This is a genomic window from Prosthecobacter vanneervenii (genome assembly GCF_014203095.1).
Lineage (GTDB): Bacteria > Verrucomicrobiota > Verrucomicrobiia > Verrucomicrobiales > Verrucomicrobiaceae > Prosthecobacter > Prosthecobacter vanneervenii.
Genome location: NZ_JACHIG010000005.1, coordinates 382,656 through 407,062 on the forward strand (window position 1 = coordinate 382,656; position 24,407 = coordinate 407,062).

Genomic DNA, 24,407 nt, shown 5'->3' on the forward strand with positions numbered 1-24,407 from the left:
ATCAACAGGGAAAACGACGGGAGCGACGGTGCCATAGCGATAATCCGGCAGCGAGGCAGAGCAAGAGGCTGCCAGGCTCAGGCACCACGGCAAAAGATTGATAGACGTTGTCATACATCATCACCGGCACGCCGTAGTCATCGGTGTGCTCTGTGAGAGTAAAGGTCTTGGCGGCCAGGCCAGTGTCCGGCGCCTCCACGCGATAGACCACGCCATCGGTGAGGCCTGTGAGTGTGATATTGAAACCACCGGCGCTGTTGCTGAAGCCGCTGGCGACGAGGATCCCCGTGGCGTCGTTGTAAACATTGATGGCCCTTCCCGCGAGCCCTTCACCGGGCTCGTAAAAGGCATCGTGCACAATGGTGTCCTGATAGACCGATCCCGTGAGGATGGCGTCTGAGATGTAATGAACACCATCATAGCGGAACTGGGAGGCCAGATGCTCGGTGACGACGTAGGGGCCGGTGGCATTCACGTTTGTGCCAGGAATAGACACGCTTTGGAAACCGATGCCGATTTCCTTCATACCAGAGTTCAGCAGCAGATCGCGATGACCGGCAGGACTCTGAATGCCATTGCCATAGCCAGCGGTCGAGCCGTTGCCATCTCCCCAGTCAATGACGAATGCCGCATGCGCATGCAGCGGAGACTGGGCTGAGGCAAAGAGGTTCTCCCCCACCTGCAGCCAGTTGGCACCATAGCCGCCGTTTTGAATACGCTGGTCCAGGCTCAGGCCATCGAGTGTGTGGGACTGCTGATCTGCGGACACCATGAGATTGGAGTAATTTGCAGCCGAGACATTCAGCGCGCTGTTCCATGCCAAAGGCGGCGCGGCGGTGAGACTGGCAAACTGCGCGGCCAGATCCGATGCGCTGGTGCCGAAGTAATTCAGAGCATAGGCAATGCTGGGGTCATTGGACTTCGGGGTGTCCCAGACACCGGGCGAAGAGAAATTGACGAGATTGGACAGTTCGTTCTGTGGATCGCTGCGAAAGCGGTTGATCAGTTCCAGCATGTACTGCTGCTCAGCCGTGGGGTCAGCTGCCCAGCCTTGCGAGAGCAGCAATGCCGCCACGCAGAACAAGCCCATGCACCATCCGCGCCATGCGCGGATGCGTGTGGTGGGATGAACTGGGGAAAAATGATTCACGTATCTTAAATTATAGTAATTATAGACACATGCCAAGTCCGATTCGTTCAGCGACTCTTAAGCAGTCACTTTGTCACGCAAAGTTTCGCTTGCATAATTCACTTTGGCCCACAAAGTAACCACCATGAGCACGACAGAAGCCGCCCTGGAACACCTCCGCATCATCCGTTCCCTGATGGAGAAGGCGCACATCTACCGGGCCATCTCTGCACCGGCAGCGCTCACAGGCGGCGTGCTAGCGCTCATCGCCTCCGGCTGGCCGGTATGGCATGCGGCCACTCATCAGGGCGATGCTGTGATGTGCGACCCATGTTTTCTGCAGATGTGGCTGGTCATTCTGGGAATCGCGTCAGCATTGAATGTTCTCCTTCTGGCCAAAGAAGCGAAGCGTCGCGGTCAGCCGCTCGTTTCGGCAGACATGCGCATGGCTTTGCGCGCCTTCACCCCTCCCCTTCTTGTGGGCGGTTGTGTGGGCATCGGCCTCATCGTGTTTCTGCACAATCTCACTCTCGCTGCGCTGGTGTGGGCGCTGTGCTATGGGCTGGCGCTGCTGAGTACGGCCAGCTTTTCACCGCGTTCGCTGGTGCGTCTGGGCTGGGCCTTTGTGCTCACCGGTCTGGCGGCCTTTTTTGCCTGGGCTGCCTGCAGCGATGTACGGCTGCTGGCGAGCGATCTAGGTCCCGCCTCTCTCGTGATGGGTCTCACTTTTGGTGTGCTGCATGTGGTGTATGCCGCAGCCGTTTTCTTCAGCGCCAAACCTGCGGAGGTGAATGCGGAATGATCGACTTTGATCAGATTGACAAGCTCATTCACGAGAAGGGCCGCCTCTCCATCATGACGCTGCTCTCCACGCGCGGAGAGTGGGCTTTTCAGGAGCTGAAGGCGGAGCTGAACATGAGTGACGGCAACCTGATCTCCCACCTGCGCACGCTCGGCACCGCCGGCTACATCAAGGAAAATCGCGATGAGTCCGGCACCCGACCGCGCACGAGCTACGAGCTGACCGAAGCAGGGCGGAAGGCCTTCAAGGACTACGTCGAAGTGCTCGGAGAGATCGTCAAAGCCGCGCAGCAGGGCTGAGCCTGCGCTCCTTTTTTGCCTATTCACTTTGTGCCGCAAAGTTAATTAACCACGAACCCAGAACTGAAACCCATGAACATCATCCTCGCTCAACATCACGGCATGTGCTTCGGCGTCCGCGACGCCCTGCGTGCCACTCATGCAGCAGCACAGCGCGCACCACTGACCATCCTCGGCCAGCTTGTACATAATCCGCTGGTGGACAGCCATCTGACAGCTCTCGGCGCGGCGCGAGGAGAGCTGGATGATCTGCAGAGCGCGGCCACGCAGCAGGTGGCCATCACTGCCCATGGGGCTTCAGACCAGCATCGCCAGGCATGGCATGATGCAGGCCACACGGTGATCGACACCACCTGCCCTCTGGTCAAGAAGGCCCATCATGCACTGGCCATGCTGGTGGCTGAGGGCTATCAGCCAGTGGTGATCGGCCAGAGCCAGCACGTGGAGGTGCGCGGGCTCATAGGCGACTTTCCCTCGGCCGTCGTCGTGCTCGAAGAGGCGGATCTCGATCGCGTGCCAGCGCATGCACGGCTCGGCATCATCTCGCAGACCACGCAGCCGGTGGATCTGGCCCTGCGGCTGGTGGAGGCGATCAAGCGCCACCACCGCAGCTCCGAGGTGCGGTTCATCGACACCATCTGCCATCCTACCAAGCAACGCCAGACTGCGATGGATGAGCTGCTGCGTGACTGCGACCACATCGTGGTCATTGGAGGGCGTAACAGCAACAACACCCGGCAACTGGCGCAAAAAGCCGCCGCATTCGGCCTGCCCGTGCTGCAGATCGAGCATGCCGATGAACTCGACCCCGAGTGGTTTCGCAGGGCGCGGAATGTCGGTGTTACTGCCGGAACCTCCACGCTGGATGAAACCGTGAATGCTGTGATGCAGCGGCTCCGGCAAATCGCCGCCGAGATGCGCAGCAGCCCAGCCCATGAATTTCTGAGAGCCATGCTCCAGGCCGCCTGAGACAACCCAACACCCAACGACACCCATGAACACCCAAAAATGGATCCAACACTTTGAGACGAACACACGCCTCAACCACGAACTGAAACTGCCGGACACAGCGTGCGCACTGCCTGAAGCGGCACGGGATGCACTTGCACGCTCCATCGCCATATTTCAGCTGGGAGAAAGTGGTGGCGGCACACGTCTACGGCGCTACACGCGCAGCATCGCCTCACTGGAACGGCTGAAGGGCTACGAGCGTGCCGTCGATCTCTTTGTGGCCGAGGAACAGAGCCACGCCGCGCTGCTGGCACGCACCGTGGTGCATCTGCGCGGCACACTGCTGAAAAAGCAGTGGAGCAACTCGGTCTTCCGCTGGATGCGCAACCTAGTGAATCTGGAATTCAACATCCAGGTACTGCTCACCGCAGAACTCATCGCCGAGGTGTATTTCGGCCTGCTTTCCCTGCGCTGCAGTGATCCCGTGGTGCAAACCGTAGCCCGCAAGCTGCTGAGAGATGAGATGGGGCATCTCTCCTTTCAGCGAGACTTCCTCTTCGAGCGCCTGATCACACTCACGCCAGCCATGCAGCGCGTGTGGCGCTGGCAGTTCCGCGCCATTCACATGGCCACAGCCTGGGTCGTGTCCTGGGACCACCGCGACTGCCTGCGCAGCCTGGACGTGACTCCTGCGGCCTTTCGCGGCCGAGCCGCGCGCTGCTGGGAGAGCTTCCAGTCACGGCTGGAACGGCGCTTGCAGGAGCATGAGACTCACGCGCGCCAGAGTGCCGAATCCACGCCTGGGTACAGCCGCTCCAGCAATGCCACCATGCAGTCGCCAGTGAGCTGACGAGACTGGCGAGAAAGGGTGGCGGGCTGGGTGTCTTTTTGCACGCCGGATTTCCAAAGATGATCGAGGGCATCGGCGTGCAGATTGGTCACTTCATCCACGGCTTCGCGCCAGAGCTGGGGCTGCTCGCTTTCTTTCCACTCTCCACGCCCGCGGCCAAAGTGGCAGACGGCCAGGTAGGTGAGAAAGGCCAGCTTTACCTGCTCACGAAAATGCTCGCGTGACCAGCGAAGGCGCTGATCGCTGCCGCGCACGAGGTTGTAGCTGCGGATCAGCGCATAGGCACCAATGCCGGAGGCCAGACCGCCGAGAAGAGCACCACCGCCGAAGGTCATGCCGCCGAGCTTGAGATCGGCAATGAGGCCGCCCATGGCCCCGCCGGCAAAGCTGCCGAGCACGGCCCAGATGTTTTCAGAAACGACCTGCGGCACATGAAAATTCTCGCGCGCCACCTCGCCAAGCTCTTGTCCGGCCTGTCCTTGCAGTCCGTGGGCCTCGATCAGGTGATTGGTCGTCAGCTCAGTGCGGTGTGCGAGCTGCGCGGCCAGTTTCTGCCGAGCGTCATTGTATTCTTTATTAAGCTGGTCGCGCTGCCAGCCGACACGCTCCAGCAGCGTCTCAGAGCGCACCTCCACACCGTCCAGGAGCGCGGCGGTGAGCTGCTCTGAAATCAGCCGCACGGAGGTCTGAAACACCTCCACATTGCGGCGCGACCAGGCGCGCTTGATCTGCTGAAAGGTGGGGATCTTGGACCCAAGCATCAGCGGAGCCAGCGACTCCATGAGAATATCCTCCTGCACCCAGCAGCGGGCGAAGGCATCGAGCGTGAGCACCTCCCGCACGATCTCAAACTGCTGCAGGTGCGTGCGCCAGGAGGCAAGCTCCGCCTCCTCCATGGGCGAGCCGCCCGGGAGACCGGTCTGATTCAGCAGCACGACGACCGGCTTCTCCACCCAGCTGAGAATTTCCATCTCAGGACCGATGTAGGCGGCGGCCTCGGGAGGCTCAGCGGCATTGACGAGGTAGAGGACCACGTCCGCTTCATCACGCACATTTTTCAATGCCTGCTGACTGCACCAAAGAGGCCGGTCGGTAATGCGGTCCCAAGTCTGGGAAAGGAACCACAGCACCGGACTACGCTCGCGCTTGAGGCGCTTCATCAGGCGGGCGCTGTCGCCAAAGCCGGGTGTGTCCCAGAGACGGAGCAGGAAGCCGCCCGTCTCAAGCAATGTGTGGGATTCATTAAACAAGGTGACGTGCGGAGCATCACGCACCTCGCCCACATCACGGCGCAGGAGGGTGCGGGCCAGTGTGGTCTTGCCAGCATTGGTGTGGGAAATGAGGCTCAGAGTGACGATGTCAGAGGCATCGCGCACGTTCAGCTCCGCCGCCTGTTTGTCAGGAGGGCTGGCGGATTTATTTCTGGAGAAAAGAGCAGGCACTAGGGACAAAAACTTCATGAACATTACGCAGCAGGAGGCTTTGCGCGTGCGGATTCTTTGCGCACGGCCACGATCACTTCAGAGGCAAGGCCTTCGACCATCTGGGACCAAAGCTGCTCACGCCCGGCGATTTTTTCAGGAGACCAGCGCCCCGCCAGACTGGTGCCGTCCAGCAGCACCACGAGCTCTGGCTCGGCGTGACGGGTGAGCAGGCGCTGACGAACATCAGCCACGAGACGGCGCTGCACCTCGGCCTCGGGCGTGGTGGCCATGTTGAAGAGCATCACGAGCTGGCTGCTTGCGGGCTGCCAGGAGGCGGCAAACTCATCTTCATCTCCCGCCGGTATGCGCAGGTACTCTGCGCGCGCCATGCCGCCAAAGCGCTCGCGGATGCCGCGGTCCCACACCTCGCGATGAGCCGGGGTGGGCTCCACGGCATGCACCAGCACCTGGATGCGCTCGCTGCCCCCTTCCACGGCGCGCAGCAGGGAACGCAGATAGCCGCCCCAGCTCAGCGCGCGCACTTGCCGGCCAATGACCTGATGGCAACGCGCCACGCCGAGCCCTGCGAGCAAACAACGTGGCAGGACGACCAGCACCAGCAGTGTGCCAGCGTATAAATGGATCCACGGCAGTGCCGGGGCTGGTTTCTCCACCCGGCCCAGAGTGCGGTGCATTCCCTCGATCTGATCCAGAGGCACCGAGGTGTGCAGCACTTTGGAGGCAGGTTTGAACAAGGTTTCAAAGAAGGCGCGAGCGTCGTCCTTACCCAGCAGCGTACTCTCCCAGACAGCGCGATATTCGTGCGACCAGCCACGAGTATAGAGTGCGGAAGCACCGCCGATGGCCAGCAGCGCCGCCGCCACATGCAGCCACATGCGCAGGCGCATTTGCAAACGCCGCCAGGCCAGCGGCCACGCCAGCTCCTCGTAGCGCGCACGCACCGTCTCGGCCACGCCGCTTTCCGCCTCTTTGGTAGCCTTGCTCATGCGCGAGATGCCGTGAGCGAGAAATTCCGCCACCCAGCCGCCGCGTCCGCTCGCAGCGGTGGAGGGCATCAGCTCATAAAAAATACCGAGCACAATGACCACCGCATTCCAGGCCAGCAGCCCGACCAGCGGCAGAGCCAGAAGGTTGAACTCGCCCACCTGCCCCAGGTCTGAAAGCCAGTAGCCGGTGAGCAGCGCCAGCGCCCAGCCCACCAAGGCCCAGGACCAGCGCCCTTGGGGCACGCGCAGCAGCTCCAGCACGTGGATGAGCCCGCCGCGCCAGCCTACGGCCTCGCGCTCCAGCCACTCGGAACGTTTGTCCAGAAACGACTGCGACCGTTCATCGAGTCCTTCGCCAGTGATCTCCTCGGAAGCCAGTCCGGCACGGGTGTGGGCTGTGGCCTCGCGACGACGCTCCGCGTTGACGAGAACGCCATCGGCATCGCCTTCTTCGAGTGCGCGCCATTTCAGCACGCGCTGCCAGTCATTCCAATCCATGCGGGGTTGTTTTCGGCAGACTAAACGCAGCTTTGGCAGGATTCCAATCTCACAGTGTAGAATCAGACGACTTCGATCCTCCCTGCCGTCATGCGCAGGTGCAGGGTGCCAAGGGCAGCGGCCTCGCTGCTGGAGTGGGTGACGTGCAAAACGGTGAGGGCCAGCTCCTGCTGCACACGCTGCAGGAGCGCCACAGCCTCTGCGCGCATGCCTTCGTCCAGCGCAGAAAGCGGCTCGTCCAGCAGCAGGAGGCTGGGGCGAGCGGCAAGAGCACGAGCGAGGGCCACGCGCTGCTTTTCACCACCGGAGAGCAGGTCTGGAAGACGGTCCAGCAGGTGAGAAATGCCGAACTGGGCGGCGAGTTCGTTCACCTGGCTGTCCACCTCAGCCTGCCTGGCTCCCCGCAGGCGCGGGGCGAAGCCGATCTGCTCGCGCACACGCAGCCCTGGAAAGAGCGCCAGATCCTGGGGAACGTAGCCGATGCCGCGCTCACGAGGCTCCAAACCGGTGACGTCTTTGCCATCCAGCAGGACCCTGCCCGCAGAAGGCTGGCGAAGGCCGCAGATGATCTCCAGCAGTGTGGTTTTGCCGCAGCCGGTAGGCCCCATCAGCGTGGCGTAGGCACCGGAGGGAATGGAAACACTGACCTGCTCCAAGATGGTGCGGCCTGCGGTCTGCCAGGTGAGCTGCTCGAGTTGAATCATACTTTTTCCCCCGTGGCCCGGACAGCCACCAGCACCAGCACGGCCAGCAGCACCATGAAAAGGCTGACGGCCACCGCAGCATCGAGATTTCCCACACTGAGCTCCAGCCAGACGGTGGTGGGCAGCACCTCTGTCTTCATGCGCGTGGCACCGGCAAAGACCAGAATGGGGCCAAACTCCCCCAGGCTGCGCGCCCAGGCGATGCAAAAGGCCGCCACCATGCCACGCCGTGCTGCGGGTAAAGCCACGTGCCAGAGCGCCTGAAAGCGCGTGCAGCCCAGCGTCAGCGCCACATCCTCCGGCCGGGCAGGCAGATGCTGGAAAGTGCCTCGCATGGTGCGAATGGCGAAGGCGGCGGCGACGACGAACTGTGCCAGCACCACACCTGCAAGCTGATAGGTAAACTGCATGATGCCTGGAATAGAAAACGGCGCGCGGAACTTCCATGCCCACAACTCCTTACCGTGGTCGTCCAAACTACGCAGGATGTAAATCCAATCGCCTTTATTGACCCCATTCTCGATAATCTTTCCGATCTGGGTCTGGAAAAAGATAAGAAGGCACAGCCCGACCACCAGGGGTGGCAGAATGATGGGGACATCCAGCGCCGCATCCAGCCAGGCCTTGCCACGAAACTCCAGCCGCGACATCAGGTAGCCTACTGGTACGGCCAGCAGCAGAGCGAAGGCAGCCGCCAACGTGCAGGTCAGCAAACTCAAAAACGCCGCATGCCGGATCTCAGCAGAGCGCAGCACATTCAGCCATGAATCTGGCGTGCTGTAGGTGGCTGTGGCTCCGAGAAGGAGCGCCCAGAAAACGAGGTACCCAACCGCGATCAAAGCCAGAGCCAGCCAGCAGAGATTGGAACGGTTCAGGCGCATGGCGATCACCACTCGACATCCTGCCCGATCTTCTCGTCGAGCCACTTGCGGAGCTTGTCGAGACCTTCGCCTGTTTCGGCGGAGACGGGGTGGATCTTGATGCGTTTGAAACGCTCCTTGAGGTTCTCCAGGTGCTCCTGACTTTCGGGCAGGTCCACTTTGTTGGCGATGATGCACCAAGGGCGCTTGGCCAGTTCTTTGGAATAGAGGGAGACTTCTTTGCGCACGATTTCGAGATCGGACACGGGGTCGCGGCCTTCGGTGCCGGCGGTGTCCACCACAAAGAGCAGCACACGGCAGCGCATGATGTGGCGGAGGAAATCATGCCCGAGGCCGATGTTGGCGTGGGCTCCTTCGATGAGACCGGGAATGTCTGCGAGGCTGCCGCGGCGGTTGGGGCCAAACTCGATCACGCCGACCATGGGCTGCAGCGTGGTGAAGGGATAGTTGGCGATCTTGGGCTTGGCGGCGCTGAGCTTGGAGAGCAGCGTGGATTTGCCAGCATTGGGAACACCGACAAAGCCGGCGTCCGCGATGCTGCGCATTTCAAAGTGGAAGTCGCCCTCCTCACCGGGGGTGCCGGGCGTAAACTCGCGCGGAGCCTGATGGGTGGAGGTCTTGAAGTGCACGTTCCCCTTGCCGCCCTTGCCGCCCTTGCAGAGAACGTAGGTGGAGTTGGTCTCGGTCAGGTCAGCCACGGGTTCGTAGCGGGTGACGAGTTCATTGGTTTCGTTGTCGTATTCCTGAATGACGCGGCTGACCAGAGTTCCTGGGGGGACTTTGTACACCACATCCTTGCCGCTGCGTCCGGTGCACTGCTGGGCTCCGCCCTTGGCGCCGTCCTCGGCCAGGAGTCGGTTGTTGAAGACATAATTGCGCAGGCTGTCGGTGCTGGGGTCCACCAGCAAAATGAGGCTGCCGCCGTTTCCGCCATCGCCGCCGTCAGGGCCGCCTTTGGGACGAAACTTTCCGCGATGAAAATGGGCGCTGCCATCGCCACCTTTTCCGGCGCGTGCGTGGACTTTGATTTGATCGACAAACATGGGACGGTTCAGTTAGCCGGGGATGGGCACGGGAGCAAGGCCTAGCTTCAGCGGCTGTGGCTACTGTGAAGCCGCCTCCTTGTCCTCCGAGGACACTCTGGCCACGGACGGGTAGAACAACTGCATGGCCCGCCGGATCTGCAGGCATTTCAGGCTGGCCTGATAAATAGCGTCTGGGACCTGACGGTGCCGGGCATAGAGGTGATAGGCACCGAGAGCCTCAAATCCAGCGTTCAGGGCTCCGTCCATAGGCAGATAGGTGCGGCCGTCCACATCGAGATTTTCGACCATGCCCCATGGAGGGAAGTAGCGGGCTTTTTCCATGCGCTCCAGCAACTGGTAGAGCTCATCTGTCTGAGGGGTCAGCGAGGCAGACATCAGGATGTAGTGCGGGTGGACGAGTTTCTGGTCCGGGAGCTCCACACCACCGACGTAGTAGCCGTTGCCCACCTTGTTTTCGCCGGCAGACAGGCCGTAGATGCCATTCAGGGCAGCCTGAGAATGAGGCCAGCGCTTGGGGAGGTAGGCCCGCTGCGCCCCGAGCATGGCACGGCGCACACTCAGCCAACGCACCCCGTCATGGGCGTCTGGCGCGTCGCTGTCAAAGTCGGGATGAAACAGGCTCTGGAGCTCGGTGATGAAGCCGGTGCCCTGCCAGGCCTTGCCCGGACTGCGCATTGGCGGCGGGCGGTGGGCTGGGTTGGCTATGCCTTCCATGAGCATGACGAGGGCGGTTTCGCCCCCCCAGTCCTGCCAGCCATGCTGCAGCAGTGTGACGCCGTCATCAGCCAGTCCATGCGAGAGCTCCCCGCCAGGGAGATGCAGCAGGTTGTAGTCGATGTCTTTGAGCTGCATGACCAGATCTTCGGCCACCGTGGGCTCCTCTAGCATAATGGCAGCGAGCAGCATGGCCTGCGCGTAGATGGCGGTGTCCACCGTGCTGTACTCGGTGTTGGGATGGATGCAGTAGGCACCATCGTGCCTGTGGACGAAGTGAGGCAGCAGGCCACGGCCAGTCTTGAGCTTTTTGATGGCCTCATGCGTACGGGTGAGCACCCAGCGTGCGTAGTCTTTTGTGACGATGCCGAGGTCATTCTGGGCAGCGGCAGCCGAGGCCAGCACATACATCCCGGTGGCGGAGACGGACTCAAAGGCACCTTCGTCGATATGTGCACGGTCACTGACAAAACCCGTCTCGATAGAGTAGCAGCGCGCGATTTTGGCAAATGAGGCCAGGAAAGTGTAAGCGTCCCATTCCATATGAGGCATTTCAATGCCGAGGAAGAGGCTGGAGACCTTGACATCGGAGCCGGGCTCCGCCGTCCAGACGATGGCCTTGCCATTCCGCACAGCCTCAGGAGCCACAGGGTGAACAAACATGCGGTACTGCGGCTCTGACAGGTCGATCATATGCGTCCAGAGCAGCTCGTCGGTGGGTGATTTGATCTCAAGCTTGAGACGACCCCGGCCTGCGGCCTCAATCATGACCCCGGTGACACGTGGCTGGTATCTGGGAGTGACGGGCTCAGGAAAAGCGTGGGTAAAATCCATCACGCGCTTCGGATTGCGCGCCTGACCTGCCAGACTGTGCCACATGCCGGCCCAGGCCTCCGGCTGCTGGCTGAGGTGGACCACGATCTCATCGGTGGTCCATTCGATCTCATGCTCCGCCGGGCCGTGAAAGCCGAAGTCGGTGCCGAGGTGGGTGTAAGCCGTGAATGAGTTCAGGCGTTTGGTGCCGGCCTGCACCTGCTGGTTTTCATCCCGATGAATGAAATACTCCTGCACCGGCTGCCACACCAGACGGGTGGCCGGCTGCGCCATCGCCTGCGCACAAAGCAGCGCAGTGACGGCTCCGATGGTTGGGAGGAGTCGCATGAAACTCTTACGATAGTGGCAAATCCTTGGATTTGCCACTATTGCAGTGCGCAAAAATCAATTCGCCCCCTCCCAGACGGGTGGATCAGCGCTCGCTGATTGGCACGTACTTCTGGCCGTAGGGCTTGCCGACGTATTCGCTCAGCGGTCGGAAGAGGCGGTTTTCGCTCCACTGCTCCAGCACGTGGGCGGTCCAGCCGCTCATGCGGGCGATGGCGAAGATCGGTGTGAAGAGGTCCGTCGGAATGCCGAGGCTGTAGTAAACCGTGGCGCTGTAGAAGTCGACGTTGGCGTTGAGGCCCTTCTGCTCGCGCATGATCTGGGCGATGCGCTCGGACATCTGGATCCATTTGGACTCGCCCAGCTCGCTGGTGAGCTTGATGGCCATCTCGCGAAGGTGGGGGGCACGGGGGTCGAGCACCTTGTAAACGCGGTGACCGATGCCCATGATCTTCTTCTTCTGGGCCAGGGCGTCTGCCACCCAGGCGTCCACCTTGTCAGGTGAGCCGATTTCTTCCAGCATGTGGATCACGCCTTCGTTGGCACCACCGTGGAGGGGGCCTTTGAGAGCACCGATGGCGGCGCTGATGGCGGAGAACATGTCGCTGAGGGTGGAGGCCACCACACGGGCGGTGAAGGTGGAGGCATTGAAGCCGTGTTCGGCATGCAGGATGTAGGCGATGTCGAGGGTGCGTTCGGCTTCCTTGCTCGGCACTTCGCCGTTCATGAGGTAGAGGAAGTGGGCGGCTTCGCTGAGGTCCTTGCGCACAGGAGGAAGCTCCAGGCCCTGACGAGCGCGGTGGAAGTAGGCCGCGATGACACCAATCTGGGAGGTGAGACGGATGGCATTGGCCAGATTTTCGCTGACTTCGATGTCGTGGCGGCTCAGGTCATAGCAGCCTAGCATGGAAACAGCCGTGCGCATGATGTCGATGGGCTTGGCGGTTTTCGGAGCGGTTTTGAGGAAGTCGATCACGCCCTGGGGCAGCTCACGCTCGGCACGCAGCGCGGTGGTGAGCTTGTCGAGCTCGTGCTGGTTGGGGAGCTTGTTGTAGTAAAGCAGGTAAACCACCTCTTCATAGGTCAGCTTGACCAGCTCATTGATGTCGTAGCCGCAGTAGAAAAGCACACCTTCAGCGCCTTTGACCTCCCCGAGACGGGTTTCAGCAGCAACGATTCCTTCAAGACCTTTGGATACGACAGACATGGGTATTGGGCGTGGGGGTTATTGAATGGTTAGCAAATAGCGTGCTCAAACTACGCCTCAACCAAAGAGTCATTCACAGGAAAAGAAATCTTTCACCGGGGGATGCCTGCCATCCCCTGCCGACAGGAGGAGTTTTTCATTTGTGCGCAGGGTGGGCGTGGCCTAGCTGCGGTCATGACCGCACCCTACCGAGTCCTGTTTGTCTGCCTGGGCAACATCTGCCGCTCTCCCGCAGCAGAGGGGGTCATGCGGGCTCTGGTGGAGGCTGAGGGGCTGGCTGACCGCATCATGATCCGCTCCGCAGGCACGGCTGGCTGGCACACGGGCAAGCTGCCAGACCAAAGAATGCGCGGTGCAGCACAAAATCGGGGGTATGACCTCAGCAGCCGTGCCCGGCAGGTGAATGAGGATGCGCTGCGAGAAAACGACCTCGTGCTGGTGATGGACAAGCAAAACCTGCGGGATGTGAGCAGCATTGACCGCGCGAGCCAGTTTAGTGAAAAAATCCGCCTGTTCTGCGACTTCTGCTCCGAGCACGAAGAAGCCGAGGTGCCGGACCCCTATTACGGCGGGGCGCAGGGTTTTGAGCTGGTGCTGGATCTGCTGGAAGACGGCTGCCGGGGTGTGCTGGCGCACATCCGCTCAACCCTGACGTAGGATCGCCTCCGCCACGCGCATGCCATCCGCTGCTGCGGAAATAATGCCGCCGGCGTAGCCCGCACCTTCCCCGGCTGGATAGAACTGCTTCACCCCGAGGCACTCTAGGGTCTGGGTATCACGCGGGATGCGCACAGGAGAAGAACTGCGCGTCTCCACCCCAGTGAGCACGGCGTCCTCCAAAGAGAAGCCGGGCAAGTTTTTGTCGATATGCGGAATGGCTTCCTGCAACGTCTCGACGGTGTATTCCGGCAAGATTTCGCACAAATTCGTCCACAAAACGCCGGGCTGGTAGGAGGGCAGGACTTTGCCGGGACCTTTGGAGGCACGGCCAGCCAGGAAGTCTCCCAAAAGCTGCGCGGGCGCGTGGTAATTGCCGCCACCGAGCTCAAAGGCGCGACGCTCCAGCCTGCGCTGAAACTCCACCCCTCCGAGTACGCTGTCTGAGGGCATGTCCTCCGGCCGCACATCCACCATGAAGCCGCTGTTGGCATTGGCCTCGGCACGCGCATAGCTGCTCATGCCGTTGGTCACCACCATACCGGGCTCTGATGTGGCGGCGACGACGAGTCCGCCGGGACACATGCAGAAGCTGTAGGCTGCCCGGCCCGTGCCGCAGTGGGCCACAAATTTGTACGGTGCCGACCCCAGCCGCGCATCCCCAGCCCATTTCCCATAGAGGCTGCGGTCGATCAACTGCTGGGGATGTTCGATACGCACCCCGATGGAGAAGGGCTTGGCTTCAAAGGGCACCCCGTGCCTCTCCAGCATGTAAAAAGTGTCCCGAGAGCTGTGGCCGATACCGAAAATGAAGCGGGAGCCTTCAATGGTCTGCCCGTCTGCCAGCACGACAGCGCGCATCACGCCGTCTTCAATGACCACATCTGCCACCCGGGCTCCGAAACGCACCTCACCCCCGAGAGCAATGATCTCTTCGCGCACATGGCGCACCACCTTAATGAGCCGGTCCGTGCCGATGTGCGGGCGGCTTTTGACCAGAATGTCTTCGGGAGCACCGGCAGCCACCATCTCGCGCAGCAGCCAGGGGATACGGTGCTCGCGGTCGCGGATCTGGGTGTAGAGCTTGCCATCGGAAAAGGTGCCCGCACCGCCTTCGCCAAACTGCACATTCGACTCCGGATTGAAATCCCAGCCGCGGCGCCAGAAGCCGGTGACATCTCGCGCGCGATCACCCGCTGCCTTGCCACGCTCGAGCAAAATCGGCTTGAGCCCGGCACGGGCCAGCAGCAGGCCGCAAAAGAGGCCGCAGGGGCCAGTGCCCACGATGACCGGACGCCCGGCCTGGGGATGGGCCAAGTTTTGCGCGATCTCTTTATAAGTCTCATCAGCCGCAGGACCGATGCGGGGATTTTTGCCGATGCGCTTGAGGACTCGAGCCTCATCCTTTACCTCCGCCAGCAGCGTGAAGCTGAACTCCACATGGCCACGCCGGGCATCGATGGCGCGCTGTTTGACCTTGAGAGTGAGGAGTTCCTCATCTCGCACGCGCAGGAGCTTGAGCACCATGCGGCGCAGGTCATCAACCTGATGATCGACGGGGAGAAGAACCTGGGAGAGCTGCAGCATGGAAGGGGTGGGTTTGGCGGCAGTGCCAATAGCCCACGCCTACGTCATATCAACCCTACTTCGTCACCGCCGGCTTCTGCTGCGGGGGCGCATACCAGCCGAAGACCTTGTCCCCATTGAAGAGCTTGTGGTGCACAGGCGTTGTTCCGCCGTAGTCGGCAATGACGCCCGCTTTTTCGACCGTGCCCACGCGCAGGTTGGCGTAAACGTCCCCTTCGTCATAGAGCACGTGGAGTGGATCGCGAGGGCTAAGCTGCACTCCATTCACTGGCTTGACGACGGTGAACCGCCAGGTGGTGTCAATGTGCTGGATGGAACCCAGCTCCCGGTAAACGAGCGCCTTGGGGACATTCTTGAGATCATACTGCGCCGTCATATTTGCGCGCCAAGGGTCATAGGCAGGGCTGCCTGGATTGGTATAGTCCCCGGCCCAGAAACCTTGATAGGGGAGAGGGTCTGGCTGAGCAGCACGGATGGCGGCAGGAGACTGAGTAGCCGGAAAAGCATGACGCACCGGCATGGGGTCCACGCGCTCCACGATTTTGTTCACCAGCGCGAACACATCGCTCATCCGGCCATAGGTGAAGAACTGGTGGGAATCGAGCAGCTCAGACGTGGAGACCCGCGTCTTCTTGAGGGTGAGACGGTGCTCGCTGGCATTGGAGAATAGGTTGAAGCTCAGGAGATAGTCGATGTCCTTGTCGAGCACCGGGGCGCCACTCTTGTCATCTTTGGCCATGACGAGGGTCTGGGTGCCTCTCTCTGTTTCTTCGGTGCTAAGATTGAAGACGCGCATTTGTCCGCGTCGCAGCAGTTTGGTGCTGAGGCTGTCTGCCAGAGCCCTGCCGAGGTCTGGGCGGCGGGTGCCGTCCACGGTCACGTCTTCAGCGTAGATGGCCACCTTCGGTTTCTCAGCCACTTTGACATGCATATCTGCGTCAGCACGAAGCTTGGGACACAAAACCGAACTCATAAGAGCTGCTGCGACAAAAAGGAATCGGTGCTGATGCATGGCCTGTTTGTTATCAGCGCATGGTAATGGTTCAAAAAAACTTGGGAAGCGAAATCTCGCACACTCAGAAGCGCGGTTTTTGGCATGCTTCGAAAGGCATGCTGCAATGTATTACCGCTGCTCGCTGTAATAACCAAAACAGCTACAACAAACAGTCAAAATGATAGCAGCCAGTTTCACACACAGATGACATCCTTCAGATTCTTCAGAGCGGACGCTGATAAGACAGAGCTGTTCCTGACTTCCCTTGATGCAGGCAAGGCGTTGCTCGGATCCGAATCAGAATCAGTTTTGCAGAGTTTCGTTTTGCTGAAGCCCAGCGACGACGCGGCGCAGCATGGTGGAGACGAGGGCTGCCTCTCCAGCTCCAAGCCCATGCTCCACAGCCGCCTGAACACGGCGATGCAGCTCGCGCACACGCGGCTCGATTTTGCGCCCCTTGGCTGTAAGACGCACACGCACGGCGCGCCCGTCCTGCGGACACGCACGCAGAGTTACCACGCCTGATTTGGCCAGACGTCCGAGCAGAGAATTCAAAGCCGCAGCCGAACGCCGCGTGCGCACGGCGAGATCTTTGATAATGCAGCCGTCCTGCTCGTAAAGTGCAAAGAGCACCGGTGCCATGCCTGGCCGCAACAACTTGTCCAGCTGCAACTCCGCGAGAGTGCGCTCCACCAGAGCCTGGAAGTGAATGTTGGTCTGCGCAATCAGCGCCGGCAGATCATCCAAAGGAGACATCCCTGCAGGAGTCTGGGAGTCTGCTGCACGCGTGGGCAAGGAGCTGAGCTGGCGAATGAGGGAGGACATGATGCTTCAGGGGCGAAGCATTCAACCATCCAACGAAGCGGAGTTGCGAAAAAAGTTTTACGGCTTTTTCACCAGTACTTTTACCTCAACCGCGCCAATGGCCTGATGAAAAACAATCTGTGTGCCAAGCTGCTGGATGACGGTGCCTTCGTTTTTCTTTTTCCTCGCCGGCAGCGGTTCCTCAAGAACGGTCTGGATTTCGGACACATGGCCAACAGCGTTGCCACATTGATCGATCAAAGCGGAACCGCTGGAGCCGGGCGCCCAGTCCGTGGTCGCTTCAAGCCATACGGGTTTGGGGATTTCGGCACCTTCGGGCAGTTTGTCCGCCTCCTTCTTGCTCATGAAGGGGCGCTTCACGAAGCGGCTGACCATGCCCTCGCTGTAATAGCCGCGCTTGCCTGCAGGGTCGCTGAAGCACCACACGGAGTCTCCGGGGCTCACATCCAGGCTGAGCGGCAGTGGCACAAGAGGCTGGGGGGATTTGACTCTGAGAATGGCGCAGTCAGTACCCGGATTGCAGGCCAGCACCTCTGTGACAGGAAGAAGAACATCGTCCTCGTTAGCGGCCACGAGCCAGCCTTCCTTCATATTGGGCGGCGGCGCAATGACGTGCGCACAGGTGGCAACAGCGCCGTCTGCCGTGATGGCGTAACCGCCAGCCAGATCGAGGTGCCAGCGGTCGCATTTGGAGCACAGGTAAAACTGCCCCACGCGAATGTGCGCCTTGCGAGCCCGCTGCCAGCGCTCGCGTGGCGGAAGGGGCGTGGAATCTGCCGGAGGCAGAGTGATGTCACAATGCGTACGCTCCGCCTGCTCAAGCGCCTTGGTCACTGAGATCAACTCGGAGGCGGCCTGCAGCTTCTTCGCCTGCTCAGTAATCGAGACGTTAGTCCGCGCGCCCCGGCCCTCCGGATAGACCGGAACACCGGGAGCCTGCGCACCAGCGATGCTGGCGGAGACCAGCAGAAACCAAAGAGCGCAGGCGGTCTTCATGGCTCGCGATCAGCCAATCTTTTCCGAGCCGAAGTGGCCGCGCAGGGCTTCTGGGATTTTGATGGAGCCATCTGCCTGCTGGTAGGTTTCCACCAAGGCCACAAATAGACGCGCCAACGCCGTGCCGGAGCCGTTGAGCGTGTGCGGGATGCGGTTTTTGCCGTTTTCATCCTTGTAGCGCAGGTTCATGCGGCGGGCCTGGTAGTCGCCAAAATTCGAGCAGCTCGACACTTCCAGATACGTCCCCTGCCCCGGCGCCCAGACTTCGATGTCGTAAGTCTTGGCCGAGCCGAAGCCGATGTCTCCGGTGCAGAGCTCGATCACGCGATAGTGCAGACCGAGAAGCTGCAGCACTTTCTCTGCATTGGCAGTGAGGCTTTCCAGCTCGGCCATGCTCGTTTCCGGGGTGGTGATCTTGACCAGCTCGACCTTGTCAAACTGGTGCATGCGAATGAGGCCGCGTGTGCCGAGACCTGCGCTGCCGGCCTCGCGGCGGAAGCAGGGAGTGTATGCGGCGTAATTCACCGGCAGCTTTTCAAGCGGCAGGATTTCATCGCGGTGAAGATTCGTCACCGGCACCTCGGCGGTGGGGATGAGATAGAGGTCGTCCGTGGCGCTGTGATAGACCTGGTCGCCAAACTTCGGAAGCTGACCGGTGCCCACGAGGCACTCCGACTTCACCAGCAGAGGCGGGCTGATCTCTTCATAGCCATGCTGCGTGGTGTGCAGGTCCAGCAGGAAGCTGATGAGGGCGCGCTCCAGACGTGCGCCAGCACCGCGATACACCACAAAGGCGCTGCCGGAAATCTTGGCACCGGCTTCAAAGTCGATCATGTTCAAAGCGGCTCCGAGGGCGGTGTGATCCTTGGGCTGGAAGGCAAAGACGGGCTTCTCTCCCCAGACGCGCACTTCGGGGTTTTCTTCGGCGCTGTGGCCCACAGGGCAGGCTTCGTGGGGAAGATTAGGGAGGCTGAGAAGCAGGTCGCGCTGGCGGGCATCTGCTGCATCGGCTTCGTGGCCGATCTGCTCGATGCGATTGCCGATGCCGCGCACCTCCGCCTCGATGGCACTGGTGTCCTGGCCGTTCTTTTTGGCGATCCCGATCTCCTTGCTGATGCGGTTGCGGTCGCTCTGGAGCTTCTGGCGCTCGGTCTCGGCGGCGCGGCGCTGGGTGTCGATAGATATCACCTCATCCACCACAGAAGCGTAGTCCCCGCTGCGGTTGGCGAGACGCTGTTTGACCTGATCTGGGTTGTCACGAATGAGGCGGATGTCGAGCATAGGGGCGTGGAGGTTAGCGGGAGGTATGGATTTGTCGAGTGCTTGAAGGAGGCATTGACAGCCGGGATGTCAGTCCGACCTTCCGGCTGTGATCTACCTCGACGCCAACGCCACCACGCCGGTCGATCCAGCCGTGCTAGAGGCCATGCTGCCGTATTTGCGCGAGCAGTATGCCAACCCCTCCGCCAGCTACGCGGGGGGGCGGCGGGTGCGCCGTGCCATCGAGCAGGCACGTGGCCAGGTGGCTGCGCTGCTGGGTGCAGGGGCAGAAGAGATCGTCTTCACCAGCGGCGGCACGGAGTCCATCAATGCAGTGCACGCCTCCGTACGGGCCCTTTGGCCGGAGAAGCCAGAGCTCATCATTACGGGCACAGAACATGCCGCCGTCCTGGAATCTGCCAACCGCTGGGAATCCCAAGGGGGCAGAGTGGTGACCGCCCCTGTGCATCCAGATGGCCGAGTGGATCTCGATGCCCTGCGCAAGCTGGTGCGGCCGGGTATCACAGCGCTCGTCTCCATCATGTGGGCGAACAACGAAACCGGCGTCATCGCCCCGATGGATGAAATCGTGGCGCTGGCCCACGGAGCCGGAGCACTAGTTCATACGGATGCCGTACAGGCTGTGGGAAAAATGCACCTGGATGTGCGCGCCACGCCGGTGGACTTTCTGAGCCTGAGCGGACACAAGCTGCATGCGCCGAAAGGCATCGGCGCGCTCTACCTCAGCCAGCGCGCCCGGTTTGCTCCGCTGCTCGTGGGCGGTGGCCAGGAAAACGAGCGCCGCGGCGGCACGGAAAATGTGCCCGGCATCGTGGCCCTGGGAAAGGCCGCCGCACTCGCCGCCGAGCATCTGGCAGATGGCACCAAGGCCCGCATCAAGACCATGCGCGACCGCTTTGAGCATCTGGTGCATGCCGCCCTGCCGGAAGTGCGTGTGCACGGCTACCCCACGCACCGCCTGCCCACCACCAGCTTCATCTGCCTGCCTGAGACAGACGCCGCGGGCATGCTCATCCTTCTGGACAAGGAGGGAATCGCCTGCTCGGCGGGTTCTGCCTGTCATACGGGAACGCTGCATGCGTCCCATGTTTTGGAGGCCATGGGGGTGTGCCCACGCGATGCCGCCTGCACGCTGCGTTTCTCCTTCAGCCGATTCAACACCAAAGCCGACGCCGAAGCCGCCGCACATGCCGTGATCGAATGCGCCCGCAAAATGCGCGAAGCGCAGGGGTGCGAGTTTGCCGTCCTTTCCCACTGAACCATCCACTGCCATGAAATTTCACTTGCTGCGGATCCTGCTGGTTTCTCTGCTGCTCGCAGGCTGCACCGCCGGAGGACTGAGCCAAGCTTTTCCGGGGCAGTCGCTCACACTGAGCTATGACGACTTTGGCCCCGAAACGATGGCCGCTCCGTTTTTGGGGCCTCGTGGTGCGCACACGGCCATCATTGCTCATTATGGTTTTAACAACATCACCCCCTCCGGCCCCGAAGACGTGCGCTATGTGAATGTGCTGCAGAGCCTGAATTACCTGCGCCAGCAGGTGCGCAGCCTGCCTGCCACAGCCGCCAATGAGCCGCTGCGGCAGCGTCTGCGCTCCACCTATGCCCGGCTTTACCCGCTGCAGCTCAGACGTTACAACAATGCGCTGAACGGCTCATTTCTTCAGCCCTTTGGCGGCATGGACCGCAGGCTGATGCTGCCGGCCCTGCCGCCGCCAGAGATTTGATGCCGCAGATGCGGGATTGAGATTGCCTCATTTCGCAGCTAAGCATGCGGTCTCATGGCCCACCGCTTTACCTGCACCGAACGCGTCCAGTTTTCTGACACCGACATGGCCGGGATCGTCCATTTCTCCAATTTCTTTCGCTACATGGAGCGCGTGGAGCATGCCTTTTTCCGCAGCCTGGGTTTCTCCATCGTGGACCCGCTGGAGCCAGGGCAGGAGCGCGTAGGCTGGCCGCGTGTGCATGCCTCCTGTGACTACATGGCGCCGCTGAGGTTTGAAGAGGAGTTTGAGTGCGAGCTCATCGTGGAGGAGGTGCGCAGCAAAGTGCTGCGACATCTCATCCGCTTCTGGAAAAAGGACGGCACCCTGGCCGCCGAAGGCCGCATCACCGCCGCCTGTGTGCGCAAAGATCCGACTACAGGCCAGATGAAGGCGGTGGCCATTCCGCAGCGCTTTGTGGACAAGATCGAAGCCGCGCCACCGGAACTGCTGAAAAGGCCGGAGAAAATCATTCCTGGTTAAATCGAGGGCTTGCAGCAGTCATCCGCCTATTGAGAAGATGGCTTCGCCCGCCGACAAAAAGTGAACAAAGCCGTTGTGTCAGGCGTTTCTCACAGGCTATTCATTCCCCTACTTCCCACCTCAACGTGAACTCCAGCCCCCAACCCAAAATCATGCAGACCTGGCTCATCTATGCTCTCCTCACCGTGCTCTCCTGGGGTGTTTATGGCGTCATTCTCCACGCCGCACGTTCCAAGATGCCCATGGGTGCTGAGACGCCCAATGCCAGCCTGAAGGCCTTCCTCTTTGTCTGCATCGCTTATGCACTCATCGGAGTAGTGACAGCTTTTGTGCTGAAAGCCCGTGGCACGAACTGGAGCTTTACTGGTGAGACCGGCAACGGCATCCCGCTCAGCCTCGTGGCCGGCATGGCTGGCGCTCTTGGAGCGCTGACACTGGTGCTCGCCCTGGGTGCGGCAGCGACTCCCCTCATCAAAGGTGGCGGCGGCTTCGGCGTGGCTGCGGCGGCGGCTGTGATGCCCATCGTCTTTGCAGGCGCCCCGATCGTCAACACCATCACGGCCATGCTGGTGCATCCGCCAGAAGGGGGCTTCAAGTCTCTGCCGATTCCTTTCATCATCGGCTGCGTCATGGCTGCCAGTGGTGCCTTCCTTGTGGCCAAGTATGCTCCCTCCAATACCGGCGCTGCCAGCCACGCACCTGCAGCCTCCAAGCCTCACTGATCCCAGATGGCGCGACTGCTCCTTTTCGACATTGACGGTACACTGATCGACAGCAACGGCGCTGGCGGTGCAGCCATTCTTGATGCAGCGGAAGACCACTTCGGCATCCAGCGCGAGCAGCTTCCACCGCTGCATCTGGCAGGGTCAACAGACCCAGCCATCGCCATGGACGTCTTTGGGCACATGAACCGTGAGCACACCCCAGCAGAGATCACCGCATTTCTGGACCGCTATCTGTCCCACCTGCAGCGCCGCCTGCAGGCGGAGGATTTCGCCGGCTACACCCTGCCTGGAGTGACTCAGCTGCTGGAAGCCCTGCGCGGCGAAAGCACAGCGCATCTGGGCCTGCTAACCGGCAATGTGAAACGCGGTGCGGTCATCAAGCTCTCGCGCCATGGTCTTTACGAACACTTCATTGAAGGCGGTTTTGGCAGCGACCACCATGACCGCAACCAACTCGGTCCCGTGGCGTTGAGCCGAATGCAGGATGCCACCGGCACCACGTATGACATCACCGATGTCATCGTCATCGGTGACACGCCGAAGGACATCCGCTGTGCCGAAGCTTTTGGGGCCAAGTGCCTCGCCGTGGCCACCGGCCAGTATTCGTACGCAGAGCTCAGCGCTTTGAATCCCTGGCGCTGCGTGGAGTCGTTTGCCGATGTGCCTGCGACGGTGGATCTGCTGCTACGAGACTGATTTCTCATGAGCGCCACCTCAGACGCCACGCGTGCCATGCGGCTCTCGCTCGCCGTGGGCTTCCTGATGCTCGTGCTGAAGGTAGGTGCTTACGTGCTGACGGGATCGGCAGCCATTCTCGGCGACGCAGCGGAGTCCGTGGTGCATGTGGCGGCAGTGATGTTTGCCGCCTTCAGTCTCGGCCTGCTGAACAAGCCGGCGGATGAAGACCACCCGTATGGGCATAGCAAGATCGCGTTTTTCTCCGCCGGTATCGAGGGGGGACTGATCATCGTGGCCGCCCTCTTCATCATCTATGAGTCCGTGCGCCGCCTGCTGCTGCACCTGCCCCCAGCCAATCTGGACAAGGGCCTGGCTTTGACAGCGCTCACGATCGCCATCAATGCGGCGCTGGGCGCCTACCTGATCCGCACAGGAAGAAGGCAGGGCTCGCTGATTCTCGAAGCGAACGGCAAGCACGTGCTGACGGATGTATGGACAAGTCTGGGAGCCATCGTAGGACTGGGCTTGGTGGCGCTGACCGGCTGGCACAGCTGGGACTCCATCTGCGGCCTGCTCATGGCTGCCAACATCATCTGGACAGGCTACGGGCTCATGCGCCAGAGCATCGGCGGACTGATGGATACCGCAGATGCGAACCTCAATGCCGCGCTGGACGCCGCCCTGCGCCGCGAGACGGAAAAACACGGCCTCAAATTCCATGCCCTGCGCCACCGTGACGCCGGAGAAATGCACTATGTGGAAGTGCACCTACTTTTTGACGACGACATCATGTTGCGCGATGCGCACCGCATCGCCACAGAGATCGAAACTGCCGTGCAGGCCAGTGTGACCAACCCCGTGCTCATCACCACACATCTGGAATGCCAGGGCGATCACGATGAGCTTCATCAGCATGGCGAATCCAGCGACCCTCACCGCATCCGCGCATGATCCCGCTGGATGCCAGCACCCTGAACGCCTCCGGGCTGCCCTGGCATGTCCGAGTGCTGGATGAGGTGGGCTCCACCAGTGACTGGCTGAAGCAAAATGCGTCTGAGCTGCCGACAGGGACAGTGGTATTTACCGAATCACAGACTGCAGGTAGAGGTAGGCGCGAGAACCGCTGGATCGCGCCACGCGGGAAAGACCTGATGTTCTCGCTGCTGCTGAAGCCAGAGGCACCGCTGGAGAAGTGGCCCCGCATCACCACACTGGCTGCACTTGGAATCTGCAAAGCCATCGAGGCCGAGCTGCCGCTGCAGCCGCGCATCAAATGGCCAAACGACATCTATCTACAAGACCGCAAGGTCAGCGGCCTGCTGGCAGAAACCGTCTCCACACGCGAAGGCATGCGAATCGTGCTGGGAATCGGCCTGAATGTGAACGCGCTGGATTTCCCGCCTGAGTTGAACGCCACCTCCCTGCTGCGTGCGGTTGCCAGCCCAGTACTGCATGAGATCGACCGCAATGCCCTGGGCTGCCGCCTGCTGGGAGCACTCCATGCGGAATTTTCACGCATCGACGAAGATTACACCTCAGCGATCGCCGAGGTGCGTGAGCGCAGCTGGCTGATTGGCCGACAGATCCGCTGTCGTGTGGAGGGACACCCCACCCATGGGCGCGTGCTGGATCTGAATGAAGAAGGACATCTCATCATCGCTATGCCGGACGGCACAACCGCCACGCTAACCAGCGCTGAAGAGGTGAGAGATGCCAGCGCGTAGAATGGCACCCACACAATA

Annotated in this window: 25 protein-coding genes; 12 read left to right on the forward strand and 13 right to left on the reverse strand. The window is 61.1% G+C overall.

Annotated elements, in window-relative coordinates; all coding sequences use genetic code 11:
- Position 1 precedes the first annotated feature (1 nt).
- Positions 2 to 1,150: a CAP domain-containing protein gene (locus tag HNQ65_RS13965; protein ID WP_184340162.1), complete on the reverse strand. Its 1,149-nt coding sequence runs from the start codon at positions 1,148 to 1,150 to the stop codon at positions 2 to 4.
- A 124-nt stretch (positions 1,151 to 1,274) separates the two neighbouring features.
- On the opposite strand from HNQ65_RS13965, the gene HNQ65_RS13970 reads away from it, so the two are divergent.
- The 4 genes from HNQ65_RS13970 (at position 1,275) to HNQ65_RS13985 (ending at position 4,031) form a co-directional block, all read left to right on the forward strand.
- Entirely contained in the window at positions 1,275 to 1,931 is a 657-nt protein-coding gene (locus tag HNQ65_RS13970) for a hypothetical protein (RefSeq protein ID WP_184340163.1), read from the forward strand.
- On the forward strand, positions 1,928 to 2,230 hold the full coding sequence (locus tag HNQ65_RS13975; protein ID WP_184340164.1) for a winged helix-turn-helix domain-containing protein: 303 nt from the start codon (positions 1,928 to 1,930) through the stop codon (positions 2,228 to 2,230). The genes HNQ65_RS13970 and HNQ65_RS13975 overlap by 4 nt, the downstream gene beginning before the upstream one ends.
- 72 nt (positions 2,231 to 2,302) lie before the next feature.
- Complete coding sequence (gene ispH / locus HNQ65_RS13980) at positions 2,303 to 3,199, forward strand: 4-hydroxy-3-methylbut-2-enyl diphosphate reductase (protein WP_184340165.1); 897 nt, start codon at positions 2,303 to 2,305, stop codon at positions 3,197 to 3,199.
- 25 nt (positions 3,200 to 3,224) lie between these two features.
- Entirely contained in the window at positions 3,225 to 4,031 is an 807-nt protein-coding gene (locus HNQ65_RS13985) for a hypothetical protein (RefSeq protein WP_184340166.1), read from the forward strand.
- Here the strand turns inward: HNQ65_RS13985 and HNQ65_RS13990 are convergent.
- The 7 genes from HNQ65_RS13990 to HNQ65_RS14020 all read right to left on the reverse strand — a co-directional run bounded on the left by HNQ65_RS13990 (position 3,953) and on the right by HNQ65_RS14020 (position 12,673).
- Complete coding sequence (locus HNQ65_RS13990) at positions 3,953 to 5,491, reverse strand: GTPase domain-containing protein (protein WP_184340167.1); 1,539 nt, start codon at positions 5,489 to 5,491, stop codon at positions 3,953 to 3,955. The two genes, HNQ65_RS13985 and HNQ65_RS13990, sit on opposite strands and share 79 nt — an antisense overlap.
- Before the next feature lie 5 nt (positions 5,492 to 5,496).
- Positions 5,497 to 6,960, reverse strand: a complete 1,464-nt coding sequence (locus HNQ65_RS13995; RefSeq protein ID WP_184340168.1) for a DUF2868 domain-containing protein — start codon at positions 6,958 to 6,960, stop codon at positions 5,497 to 5,499.
- A gap of 62 nt (positions 6,961 to 7,022) precedes the next feature.
- Positions 7,023 to 7,664, reverse strand: coding sequence for an ATP-binding cassette domain-containing protein (locus HNQ65_RS14000; protein ID WP_184340169.1), 642 nt, complete (start codon positions 7,662 to 7,664; stop codon positions 7,023 to 7,025).
- Entirely contained in the window at positions 7,661 to 8,545 is an 885-nt protein-coding gene (locus tag HNQ65_RS14005) for an ABC transporter permease (protein ID WP_184340170.1), read from the reverse strand. Before HNQ65_RS14005 ends, HNQ65_RS14000 begins: the two co-directional genes overlap by 4 nt.
- A gap of 5 nt (positions 8,546 to 8,550) precedes the next feature.
- Positions 8,551 to 9,588, reverse strand: coding sequence for a GTPase ObgE (obgE, locus tag HNQ65_RS14010; RefSeq protein WP_184340171.1), 1,038 nt, complete (start codon positions 9,586 to 9,588; stop codon positions 8,551 to 8,553).
- A 60-nt stretch (positions 9,589 to 9,648) separates the two neighbouring features.
- Complete coding sequence (locus tag HNQ65_RS14015) at positions 9,649 to 11,466, reverse strand: hypothetical protein (RefSeq protein WP_184340172.1); 1,818 nt, start codon at positions 11,464 to 11,466, stop codon at positions 9,649 to 9,651.
- An 85-nt stretch (positions 11,467 to 11,551) separates the two neighbouring features.
- Positions 11,552 to 12,673, reverse strand: coding sequence for a citrate synthase (locus HNQ65_RS14020; protein ID WP_184340173.1), 1,122 nt, complete (start codon positions 12,671 to 12,673; stop codon positions 11,552 to 11,554).
- A gap of 174 nt (positions 12,674 to 12,847) precedes the next feature.
- On the opposite strand from HNQ65_RS14020, the gene HNQ65_RS14025 reads away from it, so the two are divergent.
- Positions 12,848 to 13,330, forward strand: a complete 483-nt coding sequence (locus HNQ65_RS14025; protein WP_184340174.1) for a low molecular weight protein-tyrosine-phosphatase — start codon at positions 12,848 to 12,850, stop codon at positions 13,328 to 13,330.
- On the opposite strand, the gene HNQ65_RS14030 is transcribed toward HNQ65_RS14025, so the two are convergent.
- The 5 genes from HNQ65_RS14030 to serS all read right to left on the reverse strand — a co-directional run bounded on the left by HNQ65_RS14030 (position 13,316) and on the right by serS (position 19,013).
- Positions 13,316 to 14,917: an NAD(P)/FAD-dependent oxidoreductase gene (locus tag HNQ65_RS14030; RefSeq protein WP_184340175.1), complete on the reverse strand. Its 1,602-nt coding sequence runs from the start codon at positions 14,915 to 14,917 to the stop codon at positions 13,316 to 13,318. The two genes, HNQ65_RS14025 and HNQ65_RS14030, sit on opposite strands and share 15 nt — an antisense overlap.
- Positions 14,918 to 14,972: 55 nt before the next feature.
- Positions 14,973 to 15,848, reverse strand: coding sequence for a hypothetical protein (locus HNQ65_RS14035; RefSeq protein ID WP_184340176.1), 876 nt, complete (start codon positions 15,846 to 15,848; stop codon positions 14,973 to 14,975).
- Positions 15,849 to 16,214: 366 nt separating this feature from the next.
- Positions 16,215 to 16,736: a MarR family winged helix-turn-helix transcriptional regulator gene (locus tag HNQ65_RS14040; RefSeq protein WP_184340177.1), complete on the reverse strand. Its 522-nt coding sequence runs from the start codon at positions 16,734 to 16,736 to the stop codon at positions 16,215 to 16,217.
- Positions 16,737 to 16,793: 57 nt separating this feature from the next.
- A complete protein-coding gene (locus HNQ65_RS14045; RefSeq protein WP_184340178.1) occupies positions 16,794 to 17,732 on the reverse strand; it encodes a S1 family peptidase in 939 nt (312 codons plus the stop codon).
- A 9-nt stretch (positions 17,733 to 17,741) separates the two neighbouring features.
- Positions 17,742 to 19,013 carry a serine--tRNA ligase gene (gene serS / locus HNQ65_RS14050; RefSeq protein ID WP_184340179.1) on the reverse strand — a complete coding sequence of 424 codons (1,272 nt, stop codon included), beginning with the start codon at positions 19,011 to 19,013 and terminating at the stop codon, positions 17,742 to 17,744.
- Between the two features lie 88 nt (positions 19,014 to 19,101).
- On the opposite strand from serS, the gene HNQ65_RS14055 reads away from it, so the two are divergent.
- The 7 genes from HNQ65_RS14055 (at position 19,102) to HNQ65_RS14085 (ending at position 24,389) form a co-directional block, all read left to right on the forward strand.
- Positions 19,102 to 20,271, forward strand: a complete 1,170-nt coding sequence (locus HNQ65_RS14055; protein ID WP_184340180.1) for an aminotransferase class V-fold PLP-dependent enzyme — start codon at positions 19,102 to 19,104, stop codon at positions 20,269 to 20,271.
- Positions 20,272 to 20,284: 13 nt separating this feature from the next.
- On the forward strand, positions 20,285 to 20,740 hold the full coding sequence (locus HNQ65_RS14060) for a hypothetical protein (protein ID WP_184340181.1): 456 nt from the start codon (positions 20,285 to 20,287) through the stop codon (positions 20,738 to 20,740).
- A gap of 54 nt (positions 20,741 to 20,794) precedes the next feature.
- Entirely contained in the window at positions 20,795 to 21,262 is a 468-nt protein-coding gene (locus HNQ65_RS14065) for an acyl-CoA thioesterase (RefSeq protein WP_184340182.1), read from the forward strand.
- A 152-nt stretch (positions 21,263 to 21,414) separates the two neighbouring features.
- Positions 21,415 to 21,984 (forward strand): hypothetical protein, encoded by a 570-nt coding sequence (locus tag HNQ65_RS14070; RefSeq protein WP_184340183.1) that lies wholly within the window; start codon positions 21,415 to 21,417, stop codon positions 21,982 to 21,984.
- A gap of 6 nt (positions 21,985 to 21,990) precedes the next feature.
- Positions 21,991 to 22,683: an HAD family hydrolase gene (locus HNQ65_RS14075; protein ID WP_184340184.1), complete on the forward strand. Its 693-nt coding sequence runs from the start codon at positions 21,991 to 21,993 to the stop codon at positions 22,681 to 22,683.
- 6 nt (positions 22,684 to 22,689) lie between these two features.
- Complete coding sequence (locus HNQ65_RS14080) at positions 22,690 to 23,616, forward strand: cation diffusion facilitator family transporter (protein ID WP_184340185.1); 927 nt, start codon at positions 22,690 to 22,692, stop codon at positions 23,614 to 23,616.
- Positions 23,613 to 24,389 (forward strand): biotin--[acetyl-CoA-carboxylase] ligase, encoded by a 777-nt coding sequence (locus tag HNQ65_RS14085; RefSeq protein ID WP_184340186.1) that lies wholly within the window; start codon positions 23,613 to 23,615, stop codon positions 24,387 to 24,389. The genes HNQ65_RS14080 and HNQ65_RS14085 overlap by 4 nt, the downstream gene beginning before the upstream one ends.
- Positions 24,390 to 24,407 lie beyond the last annotated feature (18 nt).

Coding starts and splice junctions, on each gene's coding strand:
- HNQ65_RS13970 (WP_184340163.1), top strand. CDS start 1,275: ATGAGCACGACAGAAGCCGCCCTGGAACACCTCCGCATCATCCGTTCC.
- HNQ65_RS13975 (WP_184340164.1), top strand. CDS start 1,928: ATGATCGACTTTGATCAGATTGACAAGCTCATTCACGAGAAGGGCCGC.
- ispH (WP_184340165.1), top strand. CDS start 2,303: ATGAACATCATCCTCGCTCAACATCACGGCATGTGCTTCGGCGTCCGC.
- HNQ65_RS13985 (WP_184340166.1), top strand. CDS start 3,225: ATGAACACCCAAAAATGGATCCAACACTTTGAGACGAACACACGCCTC.
- HNQ65_RS13990 (WP_184340167.1), bottom strand. CDS start 5,491: ATGAAGTTTTTGTCCCTAGTGCCTGCTCTTTTCTCCAGAAATAAATCC.
- HNQ65_RS13995 (WP_184340168.1), bottom strand. CDS start 6,960: ATGGATTGGAATGACTGGCAGCGCGTGCTGAAATGGCGCGCACTCGAA.
- HNQ65_RS14000 (WP_184340169.1), bottom strand. CDS start 7,664: ATGATTCAACTCGAGCAGCTCACCTGGCAGACCGCAGGCCGCACCATC.
- HNQ65_RS14005 (WP_184340170.1), bottom strand. CDS start 8,545: ATGCGCCTGAACCGTTCCAATCTCTGCTGGCTGGCTCTGGCTTTGATC.
- obgE (WP_184340171.1), bottom strand. CDS start 9,588: ATGTTTGTCGATCAAATCAAAGTCCACGCACGCGCCGGAAAAGGTGGC.
- HNQ65_RS14015 (WP_184340172.1), bottom strand. CDS start 11,466: ATGCGACTCCTCCCAACCATCGGAGCCGTCACTGCGCTGCTTTGTGCG.
- HNQ65_RS14020 (WP_184340173.1), bottom strand. CDS start 12,673: ATGTCTGTCGTATCCAAAGGTCTTGAAGGAATCGTTGCTGCTGAAACC.
- HNQ65_RS14025 (WP_184340174.1), top strand. CDS start 12,848: ATGACCGCACCCTACCGAGTCCTGTTTGTCTGCCTGGGCAACATCTGC.
- HNQ65_RS14030 (WP_184340175.1), bottom strand. CDS start 14,917: ATGCTGCAGCTCTCCCAGGTTCTTCTCCCCGTCGATCATCAGGTTGAT.
- HNQ65_RS14035 (WP_184340176.1), bottom strand. CDS start 15,848: ATGCATGTCAAAGTGGCTGAGAAACCGAAGGTGGCCATCTACGCTGAA.
- HNQ65_RS14040 (WP_184340177.1), bottom strand. CDS start 16,736: ATGTCCTCCCTCATTCGCCAGCTCAGCTCCTTGCCCACGCGTGCAGCA.
- HNQ65_RS14045 (WP_184340178.1), bottom strand. CDS start 17,732: ATGAAGACCGCCTGCGCTCTTTGGTTTCTGCTGGTCTCCGCCAGCATC.
- serS (WP_184340179.1), bottom strand. CDS start 19,013: ATGCTCGACATCCGCCTCATTCGTGACAACCCAGATCAGGTCAAACAG.
- HNQ65_RS14060 (WP_184340181.1), top strand. CDS start 20,285: ATGAAATTTCACTTGCTGCGGATCCTGCTGGTTTCTCTGCTGCTCGCA.
- HNQ65_RS14065 (WP_184340182.1), top strand. CDS start 20,795: ATGGCCCACCGCTTTACCTGCACCGAACGCGTCCAGTTTTCTGACACC.
- HNQ65_RS14070 (WP_184340183.1), top strand. CDS start 21,415: ATGCAGACCTGGCTCATCTATGCTCTCCTCACCGTGCTCTCCTGGGGT.
- HNQ65_RS14075 (WP_184340184.1), top strand. CDS start 21,991: ATGGCGCGACTGCTCCTTTTCGACATTGACGGTACACTGATCGACAGC.
- HNQ65_RS14080 (WP_184340185.1), top strand. CDS start 22,690: ATGAGCGCCACCTCAGACGCCACGCGTGCCATGCGGCTCTCGCTCGCC.
- HNQ65_RS14085 (WP_184340186.1), top strand. CDS start 23,613: ATGATCCCGCTGGATGCCAGCACCCTGAACGCCTCCGGGCTGCCCTGG.